General features: G+C 73.1%; 15 protein-coding genes. 6 read left to right on the top strand and 9 right to left on the bottom strand.

Annotated elements, in window-relative coordinates; translation table 11 throughout:
• Nucleotides 1–1821 (bottom strand): AMP-dependent synthetase/ligase, encoded by a 1821-nt coding sequence (locus ACFVS6_RS10320; RefSeq protein WP_389702431.1) that lies wholly within the window; start codon nucleotides 1819–1821, stop codon nucleotides 1–3.
• 85 nt (nucleotides 1822–1906) lie between these two features.
• Between ACFVS6_RS10320 and ACFVS6_RS10325 the strand changes: the two genes are divergently transcribed.
• Together ACFVS6_RS10325 and ACFVS6_RS10330 are read left to right on the top strand one after the other, a co-directional pair.
• A complete protein-coding gene (locus ACFVS6_RS10325) occupies nucleotides 1907–2635 on the top strand; it encodes a MerR family transcriptional regulator (protein ID WP_389702432.1) in 729 nt (242 codons plus the stop codon).
• 47 nt (nucleotides 2636–2682) lie between these two features.
• Nucleotides 2683–3327 (top strand): 1,4-alpha-glucan branching protein, encoded by a 645-nt coding sequence (locus ACFVS6_RS10330; protein ID WP_389702434.1) that lies wholly within the window; start codon nucleotides 2683–2685, stop codon nucleotides 3325–3327.
• Between the two features lie 68 nt (nucleotides 3328–3395).
• Here ACFVS6_RS10330 and ACFVS6_RS10335 read toward each other — a convergent pair whose 3' ends face one another.
• The 6 genes from ACFVS6_RS10335 to ACFVS6_RS10360 form a co-directional block, all read right to left on the bottom strand.
• On the bottom strand, nucleotides 3396–5567 hold the full coding sequence (locus tag ACFVS6_RS10335; RefSeq protein WP_389702435.1) for a 3-hydroxyacyl-CoA dehydrogenase NAD-binding domain-containing protein: 2172 nt from the start codon (nucleotides 5565–5567) through the stop codon (nucleotides 3396–3398).
• Nucleotides 5568–5617: 50 nt separating this feature from the next.
• Complete coding sequence (locus ACFVS6_RS10340) at nucleotides 5618–6832, bottom strand: acetyl-CoA C-acetyltransferase (RefSeq protein WP_389702436.1); 1215 nt, start codon at nucleotides 6830–6832, stop codon at nucleotides 5618–5620.
• 73 nt (nucleotides 6833–6905) lie between these two features.
• Nucleotides 6906–8048 (bottom strand): acyl-CoA dehydrogenase family protein, encoded by a 1143-nt coding sequence (locus ACFVS6_RS10345; RefSeq protein WP_389702438.1) that lies wholly within the window; start codon nucleotides 8046–8048, stop codon nucleotides 6906–6908.
• A gap of 11 nt (nucleotides 8049–8059) precedes the next feature.
• Complete coding sequence (locus ACFVS6_RS10350; protein ID WP_389702439.1) at nucleotides 8060–9085, bottom strand: LLM class F420-dependent oxidoreductase; 1026 nt, start codon at nucleotides 9083–9085, stop codon at nucleotides 8060–8062.
• Nucleotides 9085–10182, bottom strand: a complete 1098-nt coding sequence (locus ACFVS6_RS10355; protein ID WP_389702441.1) for a CaiB/BaiF CoA transferase family protein — start codon at nucleotides 10180–10182, stop codon at nucleotides 9085–9087. Before ACFVS6_RS10355 ends, ACFVS6_RS10350 begins: the two co-directional genes overlap by 1 nt.
• 211 nt (nucleotides 10183–10393) lie before the next feature.
• Entirely contained in the window at nucleotides 10394–10801 is a 408-nt protein-coding gene (locus ACFVS6_RS10360; protein ID WP_389702443.1) for an MmcQ/YjbR family DNA-binding protein, read from the bottom strand.
• A gap of 96 nt (nucleotides 10802–10897) precedes the next feature.
• Between ACFVS6_RS10360 and ACFVS6_RS10365 the strand changes: the two genes are divergently transcribed.
• A complete protein-coding gene (locus ACFVS6_RS10365) occupies nucleotides 10898–12097 on the top strand; it encodes a saccharopine dehydrogenase family protein (RefSeq protein WP_389702445.1) in 1200 nt (399 codons plus the stop codon).
• Nucleotides 12098–12239: 142 nt separating this feature from the next.
• Here the strand turns inward: ACFVS6_RS10365 and ACFVS6_RS10370 are convergent, their stop codons facing one another.
• On the bottom strand, nucleotides 12240–12920 hold the full coding sequence (locus ACFVS6_RS10370; protein ID WP_389702446.1) for an endonuclease V: 681 nt from the start codon (nucleotides 12918–12920) through the stop codon (nucleotides 12240–12242).
• Between the two features lie 26 nt (nucleotides 12921–12946).
• Here ACFVS6_RS10370 and ACFVS6_RS10375 point away from each other — a divergent pair, with 26 nt between their 5' ends.
• A complete protein-coding gene (locus tag ACFVS6_RS10375; protein ID WP_389702448.1) occupies nucleotides 12947–13246 on the top strand; it encodes a YciI family protein in 300 nt (99 codons plus the stop codon).
• A 240-nt stretch (nucleotides 13247–13486) separates the two neighbouring features.
• A complete protein-coding gene (locus ACFVS6_RS10380) occupies nucleotides 13487–13975 on the top strand; it encodes a GNAT family N-acetyltransferase (protein WP_389702449.1) in 489 nt (162 codons plus the stop codon).
• A 27-nt stretch (nucleotides 13976–14002) separates the two neighbouring features.
• Here the strand turns inward: ACFVS6_RS10380 and ACFVS6_RS10385 are convergent, their stop codons facing one another.
• Nucleotides 14003–15073 (bottom strand): WD40/YVTN/BNR-like repeat-containing protein, encoded by a 1071-nt coding sequence (locus tag ACFVS6_RS10385; protein ID WP_389702450.1) that lies wholly within the window; start codon nucleotides 15071–15073, stop codon nucleotides 14003–14005.
• Nucleotides 15074–15416: 343 nt separating this feature from the next.
• Between ACFVS6_RS10385 and ACFVS6_RS10390 the strand changes: the two genes are divergently transcribed.
• On the top strand, nucleotides 15417–15833 hold the full coding sequence (locus tag ACFVS6_RS10390; protein ID WP_389702451.1) for an SsgA family sporulation/cell division regulator: 417 nt from the start codon (nucleotides 15417–15419) through the stop codon (nucleotides 15831–15833).
• Nucleotides 15834–15841: the final 8 nt, after the last annotated feature.

Here is a 15841-nt window from a genome sequence, read left to right on the forward strand (position 1 = left end):
TTACGGAGCTTCGTACAGCCCCTCGATCAGGGCTCCGTACTTCTCCCGGACGACGCGGCGGCGCAGCTTCAGCGACGGCGTGAGCTCACCGGACTCCGGCCCCCACTCCGCGGCGAGCAGCCGGAACCGCTTGATCTGCTCGGTGCGGTTGAGGCGGGCGTTGGCGGACTCGACGGCGCGGGCGACCTCGTCCAGGACCGCCGGGTGCCCGGCGAGCTCGTCGAGGGAAGCGGCCTCGATGCCGCGGGCGGCGGCCCAGCCCGGTGCCAGTTCGGGGTCGAGGACCAGCAGGGCGACGAGGTAGGAGCGGCCGTCGCCGTGCACCAGGGCCTGGCCGATCAGCGGATGCTCCTTGACGGTGTTCTCCACCAGGGCCGGGGACACGTTCTTCCCGTTCGAGGTGATGATCAGTTCCTTCTTGCGGTCGGTCAGCCACAGGAAGCCGTCCGCGTCGATCCGGCCGATGTCCCCGGTCGGGAACCAGCCGTCGGCGTCGGACGCGTCCTCCACCGATCCGTCGGGCCGCAGGTAACCGGCGAAGACGGTCTCGCCCCGGGTGAGGATCTCCCCGTCCTCGGCCACGCGCAGTTCCAGCCCGTCGATGGGACGGCCCACCGAGCCCAGCCGGAAGTCGTCGGGGCTGTTGACGGTGCACACGCCGGAGGTCTCGGTCAGCCCCCAGGCGTCCATGATGGTGATCCCCCAGCCCGCCCAGAAGCGCACCACGTCGATCGGCATCGGCGCGGTGGCGCTGGCCGTCCACACGAGCCGGTCCAGCCCGGCCAGGCGCAGCAGCGGCTCCAGCACGCGCTCGCGCGCCTCGGCGTACGAGGCTTCGAGCTCGGCCGGCACGTCCTCCCCGCGTTCGCGGTGGCCGGCCCGGGCGCGGGCCAGGTCCCCCGCCCCGTCGATGGCCCGCTGTTGTTCCACCGGCAGCTGGGCGAGGACCGCCCGGACGCCGGCGGCGAGCTTCTCCCACACCCGGGGCACCCCGAAGAACTGCACGGGGTGCAGTTCCCGGACCGCCGCGGCCACGGCGGTGGGGTCGCCGACGAGCCGGACGTGGGCGGCGCGCAGCAGCGGCAGGTAGATGCCGAGGATCCGCTCCGCGATGTGGGCGAAGGGCAGGTAGCAGATGTGCTCGGCGTGTTCGGGCAGGTCCGTGTTCCGGTCGAGGCGGACGGCCTGGAGCAGGATGTTGCGGTGGGTCAGGCGGACGCCCTTGGGGTCCCCGGTGGTCCCGGAGGTGTAGACGACGGTCAGCGGGTCCTCGGGGCGGGTCTCCTGCCAGGCCTTCTCGAAGGCGTCGGCGCGGTGCAGGCGGGCACCGCTCGCGTGCAGCGACCCGTAGGTGCGGTGCGGGCCCGCCTGGGCAGCCTCGGCGACGACGAGGCGCTCCAGGGGGACGGAGGCGTCGGCCAGCAGCGGTTCCCACCGGGCGAGTTCGCGGGCGCCCTCGACGACGGCCAGCCGGGCCCGGCTGTGGCGGGCGATGTGGGCTATCTGTTCGGGTGCGGAGGTTCCGTACACGGTGACGGGGACGGCGCCGAGGTGGACGAGGGCGAGGTCGGTGAGCCAGTGCTCGGGCCGGTTGCCCATCATCAGCAGGACGTGTTCGCCGCGCTCGACGCCGAGGGCGGCGTACCCGGAGGCGAGGACGGCGACCTTGCGGCGGACCTCGCTCCAGGTGAGGGTCCGCCAGTCCGTCCCCTCGCGCCAGGACAGCGCGGCGAGGGAGCCGTGTTCGGCGGCGTTGCGTGCGAGCAGGGCGGGGAGGGTGATCTCTCCGGGTTGTCCGGGCAGTCGCAGGTTCGTGGTCATGGGCAGCTCCTGGCCGTTTCACATCGTTGGTGCGACAGCAATACTGTTGAACCCAAGCTGTGGAGCAGAGAGCGAGGCGCAGACGATGGCCGACCGGGCAACCGAGCCGATGCTCACCGTCGACGAGCTGGCGTCGAAGGCCGGCGTCACCGTCCGCACCGTACGGTTCTACAGCACGCGCGGGCTTTTGCCCCCTCCCGTGATCGGACCCCGTCGGGTGGGGCACTACGGCCCGGAGCACCTGTCCCGGCTGGCCCTGATCGAGGAGCTGCAGCACCAGGGCATGACCCTGTCCGCGATCCAGCGCTACCTGGACGCGCTGCCCGACGACCTGAGCGCGCACGACCTGGCCATCCACCGGGCCCTGGTGGCCACCTGGGCCCCGGACGCGGCCGAGGAGGTGTCGCGCACCGAGCTGGAGCGGCGGGCCGGACGGGACCTGACGGACGGGGACCTGCGCCGGCTGGCCGCGATGAACGTGGTGGCCGCCTCGGGCGACGGGTTCCGCGTCGATCCGGGCCTGCTGCGGCTGGGGGTGGCGCTCCTCGACGTGCCGATCGCGCACGAGACGATCCTGGTGGCCCGGAAGTTGCTGCTGGAGCACGCGCGGACGGCGGCGCACCAGCTGACGACCCTGTTCCGCGACGAGGTGTGGGGGCCGTTCACCGAGGGCGAGAGCGATCCCGAGCGGGTGGAGTCGATGAAGGCGCTGTCCGCGCACATGCAGCCGATGGTGGTGCAGGCACTGGTGACGGCCTTCCAACGGTCCCTGAAGGAGGAACTGCGCGCGGCGTTCGCCCCCGGGCCGGGCTGAGGTCGAAGTCCTCGCGCGGGACCGGCGGCACGAGTAGTTTCGCGATCATGGCAGTCATCCACCACACCACACTGACCCCGACCAAGGTCGAACTCCTCGCCGCCTGGCTCCCGTCGCGGCCCTGGTACCGGGGCGCCACGGCCACCCCGGAGCTCGCCAGGGCGGGCGGGTTCCGGCTCGACGACCCCGAGGGCGAGGTCGGCATCGAGTTCCTGGTCGTCACCGACGGCGCCGACGGGGCCGCACCGGCCTACCTGACGCCGCTCACCTACCGCGGAGCCCCGCTCGACGGCGCTGAGGCCGGCCTGATCGGGACCATGGAGCACGGGGTGCTCGGCAAGCGCTGGGTCTACGACGGGGCTCACGACCCCGTTCTGGTCGGCCAGTTGCTCGCGCTGTTGGCGGGCCGCGCCGAGGCGCAGGCGCAGAGCGAGAGCGACGCCCCCGACCCGACGGTGGAGGTGCGTACCGTCGCCGACGTCCCGGCCGCGGCGGCGAAGGTGACGGACGGCGCCGACTCCACCGTCCTGGCTTCGGCGCAGGGGGCGCCGGTGACCCTGACCCTGGCCCGGGTCCTGCGGCCGGGGGCCGCCGCCGGGGAGGACGTGCGCGGGCAGGTACTGGCCCGCTGGTCCGCCCCCGACGGCGCCGAGCGGCGCGGCGCCTTCGCGGTGCTGCGCGACGCCCGGTAGGCCCTACCCGCGTACGGCCGTCCCGGTCCCGGGGTCGGGGCCGGGACGGCCGTACGCGCCGTCGGCGCTCAGTCGGCGTACGTCTCGCCGCGTTCGGCCTTCGCCACGAGGGAGGCGGGCGGGGTGAACCGCTCGCCGTACTTCTCGGCGAGTTCGCGGGCGCGTGCCACGAAGCCGGGCAGGCCGCCCTCGTAGCCGTTGACGTACTGGATCACGCCGCCGGTCCAGGCGGGGAAGCCGATGCCCATGATGGAGCCGATGTTGGCGTCGGCGATCGAGGTGAGGACGCCCTCGTCGAGGCAGCGGACGGTGTCCAGGGCCTCGGAGAACAGCATCCGCTCCTTCATGTCCTCGAAGGGGATCTCGTATCCGTCCTTGGTGAAGTGCTCGCGCAGGCCCGGCCAGATGCGGGCGCGCTTGCCGGCCTCGTCGTACTCGTAGAAGCCCGCGCCGCCGCTGCGGCCGGGGCGGGAGAACTCGTCGACCATCCGGTCGATGACGGTGTCGGCCGGGTGCTCGGCCCAGGCGCGGCCCTCGGCCTCGAAGGCCTTGCGGGTCTCGTTGCGGATCTTGCGCGGAAGGGTGAGGGTGAGCTCGTCCATGAGGGAGAGCACCTTGGCCGGGTAACCGGCCTGGGCGGCGGCCTGCTCGATCGAGGCGGGCTCGATGCCCTCGCCGACCATCGCGACGCCCTCGTTGATGAACTGGCCGATGACCCGCGAGGTGAAGAAGCCGCGCGAGTCGTTGACGACGATCGGCGTCTTGTTGATCTGGCGGACCAGGTCGAAGGCACGGGCGATGGCCTCGTCCCCGGTCCGCTCGCCCTTGATGATCTCGACGAGGGGCATCTTGTCGACGGGCGAGAAGAAGTGCAGGCCGATGAAGTCGGCGGGGCGCTTCACGCCCTCGGCGAGGCCGGAGATCGGCAGGGTCGAGGTGTTGGAGCAGAGCAGCGCGTCGGGCGCGATGACGTCCTGGATCTCCTGGAACACCTTGTGCTTGAGGGAGGTGTCCTCGAAGACGGCCTCGATCACGGCGTCGCAGCCGGCCAGGTCGGCGGGGTCCGCGGTGGGGGTGATCCGGGCGAGGAGTTCGGTGCGCTTCGCCTCGGTGGTGCGGCCCCGGGAGAGCGCCTTGTCGAGGAGCTTCTCGGAGTACGCCTTGCCCTTGGCGGCGGCCTCGGGGGTGACGTCCTTGAGCACCACCTCGATGCCCGCGCGGGCGCAGGAGTAGGCGATGCCGGCGCCCATCATGCCCGCGCCGAGCACGGCGACCTTGCGGACCTTGCGGGGCTCGACGCCGTCGGGGCGGCTGCGACCGGCGTTGACGGCCTGGAGGTCGAAGAAGAACGCCTGGATCATGTTCTTGGCGGTCCGGCCCGTGACCAGCTCGGTGAAGTACCGGGCCTCGATGGTCAGCGCGGTCTCGAAGTCCACCTGGGAGCCCTCTACGGCGCAGGCCAGGATGTTGCGCGGCGCCGGGTACGGGGCGCCGTTCAGCTGCTTCTTCAGGTTGGCGGGGAAGGCCGGGAGGTTGGCCGCGAACCGCGGGTTGGACGGGGTGCCGCCGGGGATCCTGTAGCCGGGTACGTCCCACGGCTGCTGCGACTGCGGGTTGGCGTCGATGAAGGCGCGGGCCTTGGCCAGCATCTCCTCGCGGTCGGCGGCCAGTTCGTGGACCAGCCCGTTCTCCAGGGCTCGGGCCGGGTTGTACTGGGTGCCCTGGAGCAGGACCTTGAGCAGCGCGTCGGCGATGCCCATGAGGCGGACGGTACGGGTGACGCCGCCGCCGGCGGGCAGCAGGCCGAGGGTGACCTCGGGCAGGCCGATCTTCGAGCCGGGCGCGTCGAGCGCGACGCGGTGGTGGGAGGCGAGGCAGATCTCGTAACCGCCGCCGAGGGCCGCTCCGTTGATGGCGGCGACGACGGGCTTGCCGAGGGTTTCGATGCGGCGCAGCGAGCGCTTGATCTCGGTGCCGGTGTCGAAGGCGAGCCGTGCGTCCTCGGGCCGCAGCCGGATCATGTCCTTGAGGTCGCCGCCGGCGAAGAAGGTCTTCTTCGCGGAGGTGTAGATGATGCCGCGGATGGAGTCCTTCTCGGCCTCGGCGCGGTCGGCGATCGCGGCGATGGAGTCCTTGAAGGCCTGGTTCATGGTGTTGGCGGACTGGTCGGGGTCGTCGAGGATCAGGGTGACGACGCCGGTCTCGTCCTGTTCCCAGCGGATCGTGGTGGACTCGCTCATGGTCACTGCTTTCGTTTCGGGAGGTCCGGGGGGCGTGGGTACAGGACTGATCAGAGGCGTTCGACGATGGTGGCGACGCCCATGCCGCCACCGACGCACAGGGTGACGAGCCCGTAGCGCTTGTCCTGGCGCTCCAGTTCGTCGATGACCGTGCCGAGGATCATCGCGCCGGTCGCGCCGAGCGGGTGGCCGAGCGCGATGGCGCCGCCGTTGACGTTGACCTTGTCGAGGGAGACGCCCATGTCCGCGACGAAGCGCAGCACGACGCCGGCGAAGGCCTCGTTGATCTCGATGAGGTCGATGTCGTCGATGGTGAGCCCGGCCTTGGCGAGGGCCTTGCGGGTGGCGGGGGCGGGGCCGGTGAGCATGATGGTGGGCTCGGAGCCGGAGACGGCCGCCGAGACGATCCGGGCGCGGGGGGTCAACCCGCCCCGCTCCCCCGCCTCGCGGGAGCCGATGGCGACGAGCGAGGCGCCGTCGACGATGCCGGAGGAGTTGCCCGCGTGGTGGACGTGGTCGATCTTCTCGACCCAGTGGTACTTCTGCAGCGCGACGGCGTCGAAGCCACCGAGGTCACCGATGTCGGCGAAGGAGGGCTTGAGCTTGGCCAGGGTGTCGGCGGTGGTGCCGGGGCGGATGAACTCGTCGTGGTCCAGGACGACCAGGCCGTTGCGGTCGGTGACCGGGACGACGGACTTCGCGAAGCGGCCCGCCTTGACGGCCGCGGCGGCGCGTTCCTGGGAGAGCGCGGCGTACTCGTCCACGTCGCGGCGGGAGAATCCGCCGATGGTGGCGATCAGGTCGGCGCCGATGCCCTGCGGGACGAAGCCGGTGTCCCAGTTGGTCATCGGGTCGGCGAACCAGGCGCCGCCGTCGGAGGCCATCGGGACGCGGGACATCGACTCGACGCCGCCCGCGAGGACCAGGTCCTCCCAGCCGGAACGGACCTTGGCGGCGGCCATGTTCACGGCCTCCAGGCCGGAGGCACAGAAGCGGTTCTCCTGTACGCCCGCCACGGTGTCGGGCAGTCCGGCGGCGATGGCGGCGATCCGGGCGATGTCCGAGCCCTGGTCGCCGACCGGGCCGACGACACCGAGGACGATGTCGTCGATGGTGGCCGGGTCCAGGCCGGGGTTGCGCTCACGCAGGGCGTGGATGAGGCCGACGACCAGGTCGATCGGCTTGGTCCCGTGCAGGGCGCCGTTGGCCTTGCCGCGGCCGCGCGGGGTGCGGATCGCGTCGTATACGTAAGCTTCGGTGCTCACTGGTCAAGCCTTTCGGAGGTTTCCAAGGAGGGGTTTCCGAGGAGAGGGTTCCAAGGAGGGGGTTCCAGGGGGTTCAGTCCAGCAGGGAGCGGCCGATGATCTCCTTCATGATCTCGGTCGTGCCTCCGTAGATGGTCTGGATGCGGCCGTCGGTGAAGGCTCGGGCAACCCGATATTCGGTCATGTAGCCGTAACCGCCGTGCAGTTGGAGACAGCGGTCGGCCACCCGCTTCTGGAGTTCGGTGGCCCACCACTTGGCCATGGAGGCGTGGACGTGGTCCAGTTCGCCGTTGGAGTGGTCGGTGATGCAGCGGTCGAGGAAGGCACGGGTGACGGCGCACTCGGTGGCCATCTCCGCGATCTCGAAGCGGATGTGCTGGAGCTTGGACAGGGGGCGGCCGAAGGCCTCCCGTTCCTTCACGTACGTGCTGGTGATCTCCAGCAGGTGTTCGGCGGCGGCGATGCCGGCCATGGCGATGCCCATCCGCTCCTGTGCGAGGTTGGTCATCAGGTGGAGGAAGGCGCCGTTCGGTTCGCCGAGCAGGTTCTCCTTGGGCACGCGGACGTCGTTGAAGAACAACTCGGCGGTGTCCTGGGCCTTCTGACCGATCTTGTCGAGGTTGCGGCCGCGCTCGAAGCCCTCGGCGCCGCGCTCGACGACGAGCAGGGACAGGCCGTGGGCGCCGCCCTCGGGGGTCGTCTTCGCGACCACGATGACCAGGTCGGCGAGGATGCCGTTGGAGATGAAGGTCTTGGAGCCGTTCAGCAGCCAGTGGTCGCCCCGGTCCTCGGCGGTGGTGCGGATGCCCTGGAGGTCGGAGCCCGCGCCCGGCTCGGTCATGGCGATGGCCGTGACGGTCTCGCCGGAGCAGAAGCCGGGGAGCCAGCGACGCTTCTGCTCCTCGGTGGCCAGCGAGGTCAGGTACGGGCCGATGATGTCGTTGTGCAGGCCGATGGCGAGCCCCGGGGTCCCGGCCCGGGTGAACTCCTCGGCCATCACGGCGGCGTAGCGGAAGTCGGTGTTGCCGCCGCCGCCGTACTCCTCCGGGACGGCCAGTCCCAGCAGCCCCTGACGGCCCGCGGCCAGCCAGGCCTCACGGCTGACGATGCCGTCCTTCTCCCACTGCTCGTAGTGCGGCAGCACCTCCTTGGTCAGGAAGGTGCGGACGGTCTCGCGGAACGCGTCGTGGTCGGCGTCGAAGATCCGGCGCTTCATCAGGGGGCCTCCTAGAGCCAGTTCTTGACGGTTTCGATCAGACGGGCCGGATCCGGGCCGACGGGGGTGACGTTGAGCATGGTGACGCCCGCCTCACGGAAGGCCTCGATCCGGTCGCGCACGTAGCCCTCGGGTCCGCACAGGGTCATGAGCTCGCAGAACTCGTCCGGGACGGCCGCGGCCGCGTCGCGCTTGCGGCCGGACAGGTACAGCTCCTGGATCCTGCGCGCCTCCTCGCCGTACCCGTAGGCGACGGCGAGGTCGTTGTAGAAGTTCTTGCCGGGCGCGCCCATGCCCCCGACGTACAGGGCGATCTGCGGGCGGGCGAGGTCCCGCGCGGCGGCGGCGTCCTCGCCGATGGCCAGCAGGCCGCCCGCGACGGTTTCCAGCGGGCCGAGTTCCGGCGCCCGCCGGGCCGTGCCCTCGGCGAGCGCGCCGCCCCACACCGCGGCGGCCTTCTCGGGGACGAAGAGGGTCGGCAGCCAGCCGTCGGCGATCTCGGCGGTCATCGCCACGTTGGCCGGGCCGAGCGAGGCGACGTACACCGGGATCCGGTCGCGGACGGGCCGGGTCAGGATCTTCAGCGGCTTGCCGTGCCGGCCGCCCTTCTCGGGCGGCAGCGGCATGTCGGTGATGCCGTGGTGGTCGATGGTCTCGCGGCGCCAGATCCGCCGGCACAGCTCGACTGTCTCCCGGGTCCGGCCGATCGGCCGGTCGTACGTCCTGCCGTGCCAGCCCTCCACCACCTGCGGGCCCGACGCCCCGAGGCCGAGCAGGGCCCGGCCGTCGGAGAGGGCGTCGAGGCCGGCGGCCGTCTGGGCGATGAGGGCCGGGGTGCGGGAGTAGACGTTGACGATGGCCGAGCCGATCTTCATGCGCTCGGTCCGCGCCGCCAGGTAGCCCATGATCGTCGGGGAGTCGAAGCCCCAGGCCTCGGCGACCCACAGCGCGTCGAGGCCGGCCGCCTCCAGGGCCGCCGCGCCGTCGGCGGCCCGCCGCGGATCGCCCGCGTAGTCGAGCATCATCGAGAGTTCCATCAGGACTCCTTCCCGAGCAAGCCCGGTACGTCCCAGTCGGCGGCCACCGACCCGGTGTCGGCGCCCGGCCGCGCCGGGCCCGAGGTGACGGCGGTGGGGGTGGCGGAGAACCGGGGCGCGGGGGCGGGTTGGGTGATTCCGCCGAAGTCGGTGAAGGTGCCGCGGGCGGCGAGGTGCGGGTGGTGCGGCGCCTCGCGCAGGGACAGCACGGGGGCCACACAGGCGTCGGTGCCCTCGAAGACCGCGGTCCACTCCTCGCGCGTACGGGACTTGAAGCGGGCGGCGACCGCTTCGCGCAACTCGCCCCAGCGGGCGAGGTCCTTGCGGGCGGGCGCCCGGTCGCCGATCCCGAGGAGGCCGACGAAGGTGTCGTAGAACTGCTGCTCCAGCGCGCCGACCGCCATGTGGCCGCCGTCGGAGGTCTCGTAGGTGCCGTAGAAGGGGCAGCCGCCGTCGAGGAGGTTGACCCCGCGCCGGTCCTGCCAGCCGCCCGCGGCGACCATGCCGTGGATCATCGTGGTGAGGTGGGCGGTGCCGTCGACGATCGCGGCGTCCACCACCTGGCCGGCGCCGTCGGGGGTGCGGGCGTGTCGGAGCGCCGCGAGGACGCCGATGACGAGGTAGAGCGAGCCGCCCGCGTAGTCCCCGACCAGGTTGGCGGGTACGGCAGGCGGCTCGTCGGGGCCGCCGATCATGCCCAGGGCACCGGTGACCGCGATGTAGGCGATGTCGTGCCCGGCGGTGTGGGCGAGCGGCCCCTCCTGCCCCCAGCCGGTCATCCGACCGTAGACCAGCGCCGGGTTGCGGGCGTGGCAGTCGGCGGGGCCGACCCCGAGCCGCTCGGCGACCCCGGGGCGGAACCCCTCGATCAGCACGTCGGCGCGCTCGACCAGGTCGAGCACCCGGGCGGGGCCGTCCTCGGACTTCAGGTCGATCAGCACGGACCGCTTGTTGCGGTTGGTGACGTCGTACGCCGGGTCGACCGCGAGGCCGCCGCCTCCGGGCCGGTCCACCCGGACCACGTCCGCGCCCAGGTCGGCGAGGAGCATGGCGGCGAACGGGCCCGGGCCGATGCCCGCCAGTTCGACGACGCGCACGCCCGCGAGCGGGCCGCCGACGGCGGCCGGACCGACCCCTGGCCCTGCCGCGGGCTCCGCGGCCGGGCCCGCGCCCGGTACCGCGCCCGGTTCCGTTCCTGACCCCGTCACTGCCATCGAGCCCCCAGCGTCCCTGGTGCGAGTGTGTGACACAACCGATGTAACACCAGCGATGCTAGGAACGTGTTCCACTCAGCACAAGAGCAAGCGCTTAGTCGTTTTGGCCTCCGGCCCGTTCCGCGATCCGCGCGTCCAGCTCCTTCACGTGTCGCTTGAGCGCGACCGTCCGGTAGCTCTCCTCCACCCACTCGCACAGCACCTCGGCCGTCGGCGCCCCCTTCTCCCCGAGCGGCACGGAGACCCAGCCGGCCCGGCCGAGCCCGTACCCCGTGGGCTCCGCCCCCGGGGCCGTCATCGCATGGCCGTGCAGCGCCTCGTCCTTGAGCTTCACGGACACGCCGGGAGCCTGGGGTCCGTCCGCGTTCCCCAGGAAGACGAAGATCTTCCTGTTGACCTTCACCACCGCGTCCTCGGGGCCCCACGGGTGCTCCTCCACGGCCTCCGGCAGCCCCAGCGCGAACTCCCGCACCGCCTCCCACCTGCGCACCGCAGCCCTCATCGACGCCTCCCACTTACCGCAGGTCACACCTGCTCGTACGGACAGTCGGTTCCCACGCTAGCCTCAGCCACCGATACCAGCTGGGAGGAGCGGTTCATGAACGAGCACGTCCCGAACGACCGTCCACAACGGGCCCACGACGTCGTACTCTTCGGCGCGACCGGCTTCGTGGGGGCCCTGACCGCCGAGTACCTCGCCGTGCACGCCCCGACCGGCTGCCGGTGGGCCCTCGCCGGGCGCGACCTCGGCAAGCTGGAGCGGCTGCGCGAGCGGCTCGCCGCCCTGAACCCGGCCTGCGCGGACCTGCCGCTGCTGCGGGCGGACGCCTCGGACGGCGCGGCCCTGCACGAACTGGCCGCCTCCACCAGGGTGCTGGCCACAACCGTGGGCCCGTACGTCTGGTACGGGGCGGAGCTGGTCGAGGCGTGCGCCGAGGCGGGCACCGACTACGTCGACCTCACCGGTGAGCCGGAGTTCGTCGACCGGATGTACGTGGCCCACGACGCGCGGGCCCGGGAAACGGGGGCGCGGCTGGTGCACGCCTGCGGCTTCGACTCGATTCCCGCCGACCTCGGGGCCTGGTTCACCGTGAACCGGCTGCCCGAGGGCGTGCCGCTGCGGGTGGACGGCTTCGTCCGCTCCAACGCCCTGTTCTCCGGCGGCACCCTGGCCTCCGCGCTGACCGCGTTGGGCCGGGGCCCGCAGACCCTGGCCGCGGCCCGGGCCCGCCGGCTGCACGAGCCCCGGCTGCCGGGGCGCCGCGTACGGGGGCCCGTGGGCGCCCCCCGGTTCAGTCGGGAGACCGGTTCCTGGGCGTTGCCGCTGCCCACCCTCGACCCGGCGGTCGTGGCCCGGTCGGCGGCCGCGCTGGCGCGCTACGGGCCGGACTTCCGCTACCGGCACTTCGCAGCGGTGCGGCACCTGCCGGTCGCGGTCGGCGGTACGGCCGCAGTGGGCGCGGTGGCGGCGCTGGCGCAGGTCCCGGCGGCCCGCAGGTGGCTGATGGGCCGCTGGGAGCCGGGCAGCGGCCCGGACGCGGAGCGGCGGGCGCGCAGTTGGTTCACCGTCCGCTTCGTCGGGGAGGGCGGGGGACGGCGGGTGTTCACCGAGGTCTCCGGCGGCGACCCGGGCTACGGGGAGACGGCGAAGATGCTGGCCGAGTCCGCGCTGTGCCTGGCCCACGACGCCCTGCCGGACGCCGCCGGTCAGCTGACCACGACGGTGGCGATGGGCGACGCCCTGCTGGACCGGCTGCAGAAGGCGGGCATCCGCTTCCGGGTGGCGGCGGAGGACTGAGCCGGTCGGGGCGGGGGCCGGGCGTGGACCGGCCCCCGGCCGACCGTCAGCGCCGCGGCGGCCCGGCGCGGCGTCGGGCCCCGCCGGGTGCGGCGGTCGGGCGGTCGGGCGGTCGCAGCGATCGGGCCGGCCGGTCGACCCGTCAGCCGGTCGCGTCGCGCAGGGCGCGGCGGCACAGCGAGTCGGCGTGCCGGGTGGTCTCGGGGATCCGGAAGCGGGGGCTCAGCGCCAGGGCGTGGGCGCAGGCGTTGTCCAGCGTGATCCGGTGCCCGACGGACACGTAGACCGGCTTGATCCCGTCCTGGGTGCGCAGGGCCCGGCCGACCACGGCCCCGTCGGCCGCCAGCAGCGGGGCGGCGTCGGAGCGCCGGGCGCCCGGCTCCTCGTAGGTGAAGGTGAAGGGGTTCTTGGCGACGCCCATGCTGGGCAGCCCGGTGACCACGCCGAGGTGGCAGGCGAGGCCGAAGCCCCGCGGGTGGGCGAGCCCGTAGCCGTCGCAGACCACGAGGTCGGGCGTGACGGGAAGGGACTCCAGCGCGGCGAGCACGGTGGGCAGTTCACGGAACGCGAGGAGTCCGGGTACGTAGGGGAAGCTGACGTGCCCGACGGCGGTGGACTCGGCCACGACCGCGAGGGTGGCGGCGTCCAGGACGACGGCCGCGGCCGCGACGAGGTCGCGCGCGTCGTCGTAGGCGACGTCGACTCCGGCGACCAGGCCCGCGCCGGGTGGCGGGCCGGTCTCGGTGAGCACGACCTGGTGGCGCAGTTCGTCCTGTATCGCCCGGGCCTCGGCCTCGTCGGCGGGGGTCTTCACAGTCGTCATGATGGTCCGAGAGTAGCCTGGCGATCATGTTCGTCATGGAGCTCACCTACACCGCCCCCGTCGAAGCCGTCGAGGAGCAGATGGACGCGCACGTCGCCTGGTTGGACGGCCACTACGCGGCCGGCGTCTTCCTCGCCTCCGGCCGCAAGGTGCCGCGCGACGGCGGCGTCATCCTGGCCGGCGGCGTCTCGCGCGCCGAGATCGAGGAGATCGCGTCCGGGGACCCCTTCGCGGTCTCCGGCGTCTGCGCCTACCGGATCACCGAGTTCCTCGCCACGAGGACCTCGGCGGACCTCTCCACGGTCCGCGAGAACCCGGCGCCCTGACCGCTGCCGCGAGGAACCCGCGGGCGGACTCCGACCCGCGCCGGCCGGCGCGGATGGGCGGTCCGGGGCCCCGGCCGGGCCACGGGCCGCCACCGGATCCCGCGTGACACCGTCCGCCACTCCCCCGCACCGCCTCCCCCGGCCGTGCGGCGCACGGCCGGCCGCCGCCCCGCCCGGACCGACCGGGCGCCGCACGTCCCGGCCGCGCCCGGCCCGGCACGAGAACCCTGGAGCACCCTCATGCGACCCCGCGCCGCCGACCCGGCCGACATCCCCGAGCTGATACGCCTGCGCGCCGTCGCGCTCGACTCGCTCGGAGTGGATCCGGGCCCCGACGACGCGCCGTGGCGTGAGGTGGCCGCGGACTGGTTCCGCGAGCGGCTCACCGGCCGCCCCGACGTGCACTGCCTGGTCGTCGGCGGTGCGCCCGGAGAACCGTTGCTCGCCACCGGCATGGCCTGGGTCACGTACCACCTGCCCGGCCCCCGGCGGCCCGACGGCCGGCGGGGTTACCTCGACGGCATCGTCACGGACGCGGCCGCCCGCGGGCGCGGCCACGGTCGGCGGATCGTCGACGCCCTGGTCACCTGGTTGGACGGGCTGGGCATCGACCACGTCCAGTTGCACGCCAGCTCCGACGGGGAACCCGTCTACCAGGCCGCCGGCTTCACCGCCGCCCGTTATCCCGGCATGGACCTGTTCAACGGTCCCCCGGCCCCGACGTCCTGATCGGCCCGCGGGCGGGGTGCGGGAACCTCAGTGCCGCTCCAGCCGGGCCGCCCGTCCCTTCTCCCCCGCCGCCCAGCAGCCGCCGTCGGACGCGCAGTCGACGGTGTCGAAGGAGCCGGTGTCGAGCGCCCGCCAGGTGCGGCCCGCGTCGGTGGTGACGTCCGTTCCGGTGGGGCCGACCGCGAGGGCGGTGGACCGCCCGTACGGGTACCAGGTGACGCCCGACCGGTAGCCGGGCGGCGGCGTCGCGGCCTGGCGCCAGCCGCGGCCCCCGTCGGCGGAGCGGGCGGCGGCCTGCGGGGAGGCCTGGCCGGTGCGGTAGTCGCCGCCGACGGCGAGGCCCGTCGTACGGTCGCGGAAGGCGAGGGCGAAGACCCCGCGCGCGGGGTCCCCCGCGGGAACCGTGGCGTCGGCGGCCCGCCAGGTCCGGCCGCGGTCGGCGGAGTGCAGTACGCGGGCCGTCGCACCGCCGCCGGTGGCCAGCCAGACGTCGCGCGGGCCGGAGGAGACCAGGCACTGGCCGCTCGCCGCGAACCCGGCCTCGCCGGGGAGCGCGGCCGGCATTCCGGTGTCCGGCAGGACCCGCCAGTTGCGGCCGCCGTCATCGGTGGCCAGGATCCGGAACTTGCCGTCCACCGGGTCGCTCATGGCCAGGCCGTGGCGGGAGTCGAAGAAGGTCAGGCAGTCGTAGAAGGCCCGCGGATCGGGGTTGCGGAAGGCCTCGGTCCAGGTGGCTCCGCCGTCCTCGGTCCGCAGCACCCTGGACGCCTCGCCCTCCCCGATGGACAGGGCGACCGCCCGGCGGGCGTCGAAGGCCTCGATGTCGCGCAGCTCCAAGCCCTCGGCGACGGCCCCGGGCGGCGACACGTCTCGCCAGGTGCGGCCGCCGTCGACCGTGCGCAGCACCACGCCCTTCGAGCCGGCGACCCAGGCGGTGCTCCGGTCGACAGCGGCCAGGCCCCGGAAGCGGGAGTCCTTGTCGGTGGCCTTCACGGACCAGCCGAGGCCCCGTAAGCCCGTTCCGGCGGACGCCGGGGCGCCGGTGTCCGCCTGTACCGGGGCGGCCACCGACCCCACCAACAGGGCTGCCGCGCACATGCCAACTCCCAGAAGTCTCATGGCGCCGGAAGCTAACGCACCCCGCGATCTCCGTCCAGGGCGCCTCACTGGGCCGTCCGTGGCACTTCCGGGCGACCTTGGTCCTGTGGAGTGAGCGGGAACAGGACTTAATCCGGGGCCCCGGGGTCCGGCGGTCCGACCACCGGTCCTTGGCGCATCGTCCACCCGCCGTCACTCTGTGCGATCACACGGGCGAGTTCCGGCCAATCGGTGACACAGCTCACGTCATCCCGCATGCACGGATGTGCCGATTCCGGCGTCTATCCGGTTGCCGGACTCCACCCCACAGTCCGGCAGCAGATCCGCCGCAAGGGAGCGAGCCTTGATCACTGTCATCGAGCAGGCCGTGCAGGCCCGACTGATCGCCACCGCGCCGAAGGTCGAGACCGTGCCCGTCACCCTCTGCTACGACCGGGCCGATCCCTTCGCCGTCCGCATGGCCTTCCCCGCGCTCGCCACCCTGGAGGGCGTCGAGGTCTCGTGGACCTTCGCCCGCGAGTTGCTGGCGGCCGGTGTCCGGCAGCCGTCGGGCAGCGGCGACGTCCGGGTGCGTCCGTACGACGGGGACCGGACGACCATCGAGTTCCACGCGGCCGAGGGGGTGGCGATCGTCCTGATGGTGACGGCCGAACTCCAGCGGTTCCTGGACCGCGCCGCCGCACTCGTCCCGTTGGGTCTGGAGCACCACTACCTGGACATGGACCACGGCCTGGCCGAGCTGATGCGCGGTTCCCGCTGACCCCCGCT

It is taken from the genome of Streptomyces sp. NPDC057939 (assembly GCF_042887545.1).
Taxonomy (GTDB): Bacteria; Actinomycetota; Actinomycetes; order Streptomycetales; family Streptomycetaceae; genus Streptomyces.